Annotated in this window: 1 pseudogene; it reads right to left on the reverse strand. The window is 47.0% G+C overall.

What is annotated here, in order from left to right:
* Positions 1-212: pseudogene (locus A3757_RS26470) on the reverse strand (oligopeptidase A); the annotation flags it as partial.
* Positions 213-283 lie beyond the last annotated feature (71 nt).

A 283-nucleotide genomic window follows, 5' to 3' on the forward strand; every position in this document is an offset into this window, starting at 1 on the left:
GTAATCAGATAACCCTTTTCATGTCCCTTGGCTTTTGCCTGGCTTTCGAGCAGTTGTAGTGCACTTTCTGGCAGACCTGCAAGTGAATCAACGTCTTCAAAATAGAGCGTCCAAGACTGTGTCGCATCCAAGACATTTTCCGAAAAGCTGTTGGTCAGCTCTGACATCTCCTTCTTCAATGCCGAGTAGGCTTCTTTTTCATCATCTTCCAACGCCACTCCCGACAACTTGAAGCCACGAAGAGTATGTTTGATTGACTGCTTTTGAGCTTGGCTCAGCCCAG

The organism is Oleiphilus sp. HI0117 (assembly GCF_001635235.1).